This is a genomic window from Streptomyces spongiae (assembly GCF_009377185.1).
In the GTDB taxonomy this organism is placed as follows: Bacteria; Actinomycetota; Actinomycetes; order Streptomycetales; family Streptomycetaceae; genus Streptomyces; species Streptomyces spongiae.
The window spans coordinates 1-7,173 of record NZ_VJZC01000513.1; the positions used below are offsets into that span (position 1 = coordinate 1).

General features: G+C 71.2%; 4 protein-coding genes. All 4 read left to right on the forward strand.

All coding sequences use genetic code 11. From position 1 onward, the window contains the following. A partial coding sequence (locus tag FNH08_RS39990) for an MFS transporter (RefSeq protein ID WP_152776426.1) occupies positions 1–881 on the forward strand: 881 nt, incomplete at its 5' end. 326 nt (positions 882–1,207) lie between these two features. Next, positions 1,208–3,034, forward strand: coding sequence for an AMP-dependent synthetase/ligase (locus FNH08_RS39995; RefSeq protein ID WP_152776427.1), 1,827 nt, complete (start codon positions 1,208–1,210; stop codon positions 3,032–3,034). A gap of 183 nt (positions 3,035–3,217) precedes the next feature. Next, on the forward strand, positions 3,218–4,471 hold the full coding sequence (locus tag FNH08_RS40000; RefSeq protein ID WP_322726235.1) for an ABC transporter substrate-binding protein: 1,254 nt from the start codon (positions 3,218–3,220) through the stop codon (positions 4,469–4,471). Positions 4,472–4,493: 22 nt separating this feature from the next. Next, positions 4,494–7,173: ABC transporter permease subunit (locus FNH08_RS40005; RefSeq protein WP_152776428.1), on the forward strand; the 2,680-nt coding region annotated here is incomplete at its 3' end.

The following is a 7,173-nucleotide window of genomic DNA, read 5'->3' on the forward strand; positions in this document are numbered from 1 at the left end:
GGGCGGCGACGTACGGGGCGGTGCGGGCCGGTGAGGACGGCTGGACCTCGGCCGGCAGCGTGGCCGCGTTCGTGCTCGCCGCGCTCGCCCTGGGCTGCTTCGTGGGCGTCGAGTGGCGTGCCGCGCACCCGCTGCTGGACCTGTCCCTGTTGCGCAGGCCGGCGTTCGTGGGCGTGATGGTGGGCGCGCTCGCCTTCAACGGGACCGCGTTCGGGGTGATCCCGTATCTGTCGATCTGGCTGCAGACGGTGCGGGACATGAGCCCGGTGCGGGGCGGGCTCGTGCTGCTGCCGTTGACGGGCGCGGCCATGGTGGTCGCGATCCTGGGCGGGCGGCTGCTGCACGGGGCGCCCGCGCGGCTGACCATCGGCGGTGGGCTGCTGCTGGTCGGGGCGGGGGCGTGCGGTCAGGCGGTGCTCGACGCGGGGGACGGCTGGACGGTGCTCGTGCCGGGGCTGGTGCTGGTGGGGATCGGCACCGGGCTGGTGTCGCCCGCGATCGCGGGGGCCGCGCTGGCGGCCGTACCGCTGGAGCGTGCGGGGATGGCGGGCGGCGCCGTGAACACCGCGCGGCAGCTCGGGTACGCGCTCGGGGTGGCCGTCTTCGGGACCGTCCTGACCTCGCGGATGCGGGACTCGCTGCCGGACGACGCCGCGCACACGCTGGCCGGAGGGGGCGCGGGCGCGCTGCGGGGCGCCTTCTCCGAGCACGCGCTGCGGGCGGCCTTCGCCTCCGGGCTGGACGCGGCGTTCGTGGCGGCGGGTGTGACGGCGGTGGTGGCCGGTGCGCTGGTACTGGTGTTGGTGCGGTCTCCGCGGGCCACGCAGGTTGTCACCCGGAGGCACGCACCGACTGAGGAGGTCGCGGTGTCGCGCGACTGACAACTGCTGGGGCCGGGAACCGAAGCGGCGTGACCCGGCCCCAGCGGCCGCGACGCCGGTCACGCCCCGCACGCGGAAGGAATTCTTCCGGAACCGTGTTCGCACCGGCGCACACCGTAATCGCGGCGTACAGATTCGGTGGAGATTACGGGATCGAAACTTACTGCACCGTAAGGAATTCTGTCCGGCTTCTCCCGCTCCACAGGCATTTCTACAGGCTGTCCAGGGCAGTTGGCGTCCCTTTGGTGCGTTCCGTCACCCCTCCCGCCGTGTCCGCGCGTGGGGTAGCTTTCACGGCGCTGCGGGGAGCGCCACGAGGAGCCGGATTGCGCGAGTTCACCAACCCTCCGTTGGCGTCGGCGCCGCCGGTGGGCGGCCTGGCCGACGTCATCTACGAGTACGCCCAGGACGATCCGCTGTACGTCTCGCTCGGCCGCAAGGACGAGCAGGGGCGGTGGCGTGACGTCACGTCCGCCGAGTTGCGCGACGAGGTACTCGCCCTCGCCAAGGGCATCCTCGCGCAGGGGATCCGGTTCGGCGACCGGGTCGCCATCATGTGCCGTACACGCTACGAGTGGACGCTCTTCGACTACGCCCTGTGGTCCATCGGCGCCCAGGTCGTCCCGATCTACCCCACGTCCTCCGCCGAGCAGGTCTTCTGGATGCTGCACGACGCCCAGGTGTCCGCCATCATGGTCGAGCACGAGGACCACGCCATGACGGTCGCCACGGTCGTCGACCGGCTGCCGCTGCTGCACAAGCTGTGGCAGCTCGACGTGGGCGCCGTACAGGAGCTGTACGAGGCGGGCGCGCACCTCGACGACGAAGTGGTGCACCGTCACCGGCGCGCGGTCACACCCGAGTCGACCGCGACGATCATCTACACGTCCGGCACCACCGGCCGCCCCAAGGGCTGTGTCATCAGCCACGGGAACTTCATGTTCGAGTCGGACACCGTCATCCAGCGCTGGGAGCCCCTCTTCCACTCCAAGAGGGGCGACGAGGCGGCGACCCTGCTGTTCCTGCCGCTCGCGCACGTCTTCGGGCGTATGGTGCAGGTCGCCGCGATCCGCGGGAAGGTCAAGTTCGGCCACCAGCCCCAGCTCAACGCGGCGGCCCTGCTGCCCGACCTGGCCGCGTTCCGTCCGACGTTCTTCCTGGCGGTGCCGTACATCTTCGAGAAGGTCTTCAACGCCTCGCGCCGCAAGGCCGAGAAGGAGGGCAAGTCCGGCCCGTTCGAGAAGGCCGTCGAGATCGCCGTGAACTACGCCGACGCGGTGGAGGCGAAGGCCTGGGGCATCGGGCCGGGCCCCTCGGCCGGTCTGCGCCTGCAGCACCAGATCTTCGACAAGCTCGTCTACGCCAAGATCCGGGCCGCGATGGGCGGGCGCGTGCGGCACGCGATGTCGGGCGGCTCGGCGATGGACCGCCGACTCGGCCTGTTCTTCGCCGGCGCGGGCGTCTTCATCTACGAGGGGTACGGCCTCACCGAGTGCACCGCGGCCGCGACCGCCAACCCGCCCGGGAAGACCCGGTACGGCACCGTCGGCCAGCCCATCCCGGGCATGACCGTGCACATCGCGGACGACGGCGAGATCTGGCTGCACGGCGAGAACGTCTTCCAGGGCTACCTCAACAACCCCAAGGCCACCGACGAGACGCTGCACGACGGGTGGCTGGCCACCGGCGACCTCGGCTCACTCGACGAGGACGGCTACCTCACCATCACCGGGCGCAAGAAGGAGATCCTGGTGACCTCGGGCGGCAAGAGCGTCTCGCCCGCCCTCCTGGAGGAACGGGTACGGGACCATCCGCTGATCGCCCAGTGCATCGTCGTCGGCAACGACCGGCCCTACATCGCGGCCCTCGTCACGCTCGACGGGGAGGCCGTGGAGCACTGGCTGCAGATGCGGGAGAAGCCGAAGCTGACTCCCGCGGAGCTGGTACGGGACCCCGACCTCGAGACCGAGGTGCGGCGGGCCGTGGTCGCGGCCAACACCCTGGTGTCACAGGCCGAGTCGATCCGTACGTTCCGGATACTGGCCCACCAGTTCACCGAGGAACACGGGTTGCTCACACCGTCACTGAAGCTGAAGCGCAAGGCGATCGAGAACGCGTACGTGGCGGAGGTCGAGGCGCTGTACCGGGCGTAGCCCCGCAAGGGGCGCGCCCCTTTAGGGGCGCGGGGCTGTGACATATGCGGCTCCGCCGCGTGGGCGCGACCAGCCACAACGAACCCGCACCCGACCACGACTTCAACCCGGCAGACGCATAGTTATTGACGGTCCATCAGATCTGCCGCACGCTTTCGGTCACTCGACGCAAAGGGGCCGACCGTGTCGCGTTCGATCCGTACCGTCACCGCAGCCGTGGCCGCGTTACTTCTCGTCACCTCCTGCAACTCGGCCGCGAGCAACGAAAGTTCCCGGACAACCGGCGGAGCCACCCGCGGAGTGACCGACGACTCGATCAAGGTCGGCGGGATCGTCTCGATGACCACGAGTACCGGGTACTCGAAGAAGGACACGGACCTCGGGGCGAAGGCGAGATTCGGCCGGGCGAACGCCGAGGGCGGCGTCAACGGCCGCGAGATCGACTACCTCGGCGCCGAGGACGACGGCCAGGACCCCGCGAAGAACCTCGCGGCGGCGCGCGAACTCGTCCAGCAGGACAAGGTGTTCGCGATCGCGCCGATGAGTTCCACCACCTTCTCCGGCGCCGACTTCCTGCAACAGCAGAAGGTGCCGACCTTCGGCTGGGGCACCCTGCCGTCGTTCTGCGGGCCGTCGTACATCTACGGCTTCGGCGGCTGCATGGTCCCCGCACCGGGCGGGACCATCTCGCAGACCTGGCCGGAGGGCCTGAAGAAAGTGACGGGCGGCTCCGAGGGCAAGTCGGTCGCGATCCTCGCCAACGACAGCGACGCCGGCACGTTCGCGATCCGCACCTACAAGCAGAGCTTCACGTCGGCGGGCTACGAGGTGACGTACGCGAAGGCGGCCGTGCCCGCCGGTTCCGTACCGAGCGACTGGTCGGCGTACACGAAGGAGATCCTGCGCAGTGACGGCGGGAAGGCCCCGGACGCCGTGGTGTCGGTGATGCAGACCCCGTACAACATCGGCCTGTTCACCGCCGTCAAGCGGATCGGCTACCAGGGCGTGCTCTCCGATCCCACCGACTACGACCCGGCCCTGCTCGCCAAGGACGCCACGGAGAAGGCGCTGGACGGCGTGCATGTGCTGATCCATTTCCAGCCGTTCGAGCAGGACAGCGCGGCCATGCGGCAGTTCGCGGACGACATCCGGAAGGCAGCGGGGAAGCGAGTACCCCTGAACATGCACATGGTCACCGGGTACATGAGCGCCGATCTCTTCCTCGCCATCGCCGAGAAGGCGGGCGAGGACCTCACCGTGGAGTCCTTCCAGAAGGCGGCGAACGGCTTCTCCGACACCGCCACGTTGGTCGGCGACCGGGCCGAGCCCAAGGGGCAGAAGGAGTCGTTCGGGTGCGGGGCGCTGGTCCAGTTGAAGGGCGGGAAGTACGTGGTGTCGGCGCCCTTCACCTGCTACCGGCCCATCCCCTTCAAGTAGCGGTCGGCCAGGAGGGCTTGGGATGTCCGACCTGCTGGGATTCGTGCTGAGCGGACTGGTCTCGGGCGCGCTGTACGCGCTGCTGGCGACCGGGCTCGTGCTGTCGTACTCGGCCTCGGGGCTGTTCAACTTCGCGCACGGCGCCACCGCCTACCTGTGTGCGCTGGCGTTCTACGAGCTGCACTCGGGCTTCGGCTGGCCCGCGGTGCAGACGGCCCTGCTGCTGGTGTGCGTCGTCGCGCCGGGCCTGGGCTGGGGTCTTGACCGGCTGATGTTCCGCAAGCTCGCGCGGGTCGGTGAGACGGCCCAGATCGTGGCCACCATCGGGCTGTTGGTGGCGCTGCCCGCGCTCGGGCTGTGGACCGTGGAGTTGCTTGAGGACGCGGGGGCGCCGGTCAGGCCGGCCGAGAACCAGTTCGGGCTGCCCGGGGTCGGGCCGAGCCCGGCCACGTCCTGGCAGCTGACGGACGGGGTCGGGGTCGACTCCGACCAGTTGATCACCTGGGTGGTGACGGCGGTGGTGGCCGTGGGGTTGTGGGTGCTGATGCGGCACACCTCGCTGGGGCTGCGGCTGCGCGCGGCCGTCGACAACCGTTCGCTGGTGGAGCTGCGCGGCATGAGCGCGGACCGGCTGTCGTCGATCGCGTGGATGCTGTCGAGCGGGCTCGCCGGTCTGGCGGGTGTGCTGGCCACTCCCCTGCTCGGCCTGTCCGCGCACGACTTCACCCTGTTCCTGTTCGTGTCGGCGACGGCCGCCGTACTGGGCCGCTTCGCCTCGGTCCCGCTGGCCTTCGCGGGCGGACTCGGGCTGGGCGTCCTGCAGAACCTGGTCGCGGGATACGCGTCGTTCGCCGAGCGGATCACCGGGTTCCGTACGGCCGTCCCGTTCCTGATCCTCTTCGCCGGGCTGCTGGTGCTGACCCGGCGGCAGCGGACGGCGGGGACCGCGTCGGTCGACGCACCGCCGGTGGACTATCTGGCGGGACGGTCGTGGGGACGGCGCTGGGGTCCCTGGACGGTGGCTGCGGTGCTGCTGGCGGTGGCGTTCTACACGGTGACCACGCCCTTCTGGAGCGGCATCCTCGCCCAGGGGCTCGCGATCTCCCTGGTGTTCGTGTCGTTCACCGTGGTGACCGGGCTCGGGGCGATGGTGTCGCTGGCGCAGGCGACGTTCGTGACGGGTGCCGCGCTGGTGGCGGGGCTGCTGATGAGCCACGGGTGGCCGTTCGTGGCGGCGGCGGCCGTGGGAACGTGCGCGGCGGCCGTGCTGGGCGCTCTCGTGGCGCTGCCCGCGCTGCGGCTGGGCGGCAGGTCGCTGGCCCTCGCGACGCTCGCGCTGGCCTTCCTCGCGGACCAGGTGCTCTTCCAGATGGGATGGCTGCGCAACGGCGACACCGGGTGGGCGATCCCGCGGCCCGTCATCGGCCCGCTGGACCTGTCCGACGACCGGGCGATGGGCGTGGCGATGATCGTGCTCGTCACGGTGGTCGTGGCGGCGCTCAGCGCGCTGCGCGACTCGCCGTCCGGGCGGGCCATGCTGGCGGTACGGTCCGCTCCGGCGGCCGCGATGGCTTCGGGCATCTCCGTCGTCCGCACCAAGCTGACCCTGTTCACGCTGTCCGCCGGGCTCGCCGGCTTCGGGGGCGTGATGTACGCGTCGTACAGCACCCGGATCACGGCGACCGACTTCACGGCGATGACGGGGCTCGTGTGGCTCGCGGTGGTCGTGGCGGCGGGGGTGCGGCGGCCGCAGTACGCGGTGGTGGCCGGGCTGGTGTTCGCGGTGATGCCGCACCTCATGGCGGACTACGTGACGGAGTCGGCGCACCTGCCGGTGATCCTGTTCGGGCTGGCGGGGCTCGCCCTGGCGAACGATCCGGACGGGTACTGCGCGGCGCTGCCGACGCGGCTGCACCGCAGGCGTGCCACGGCGGTCACTTCGGACGACGCGCCTGAGCGGCCCACGCCCCCAGCGGCGCCCAGCACCGACGCGGCCCTCGAACTGCGCGGTGTGCGCGCCGGATACGACGGCGCCCCCGTCCTGCACGGCGTCGACCTCGCCGTTCGACCCGGTGAGATCCTCGCCCTGCTCGGGCCCAACGGCGCCGGGAAGTCGACCACGTGCCGGGGGGCCGCCGGGCTGCTGCCGCCGCTGTCCGGGCAGGTGTACGCGGCCGGGCGTGACGTCACGCGGGAGGGAGCCGTCGGGCGGGCGCGGGCCGGCGTGCTGCTGGCACCCGAGGGCAGGGGCATCTTCCCCACGCTGAGCATCGACGAGAACCTCGCGCTCCACCTGCGGGCCAGGGGCGAACGCGACGCCGTCTACGACCGCTTCCCCGCGCTCGCCGCGCGACGCGGGGTCGTTGCCGGGTCGTTGTCCGGCGGCGAACAGCAGTTGCTCGCGCTCGCGCCCCTCCTCCAGCGCCCGCCCACGGTCCTGATCGCGGACGAGCCCTCCCTCGGTCTCGCGCCCCGCGTGGTCGAGGAGGTGTTCCGCCTCCTCGTCGAACTCCGGAACGCCGGCACGGCGTTGCTGCTCGTCGAGGAGAAGGCCGCCGAGGTCCTGGAAGTCGCCGACACGGTCGCGTACCTCGCTCGGGGGCGGGTGGCCTGGTGCGGGCCGCGTGCCGAGGTCGAGGCGGACCGTCTGACGGAGGCGTACCTGGGAATCGTGGCGGGCGGGCGTGACGACGCGCCCGGTG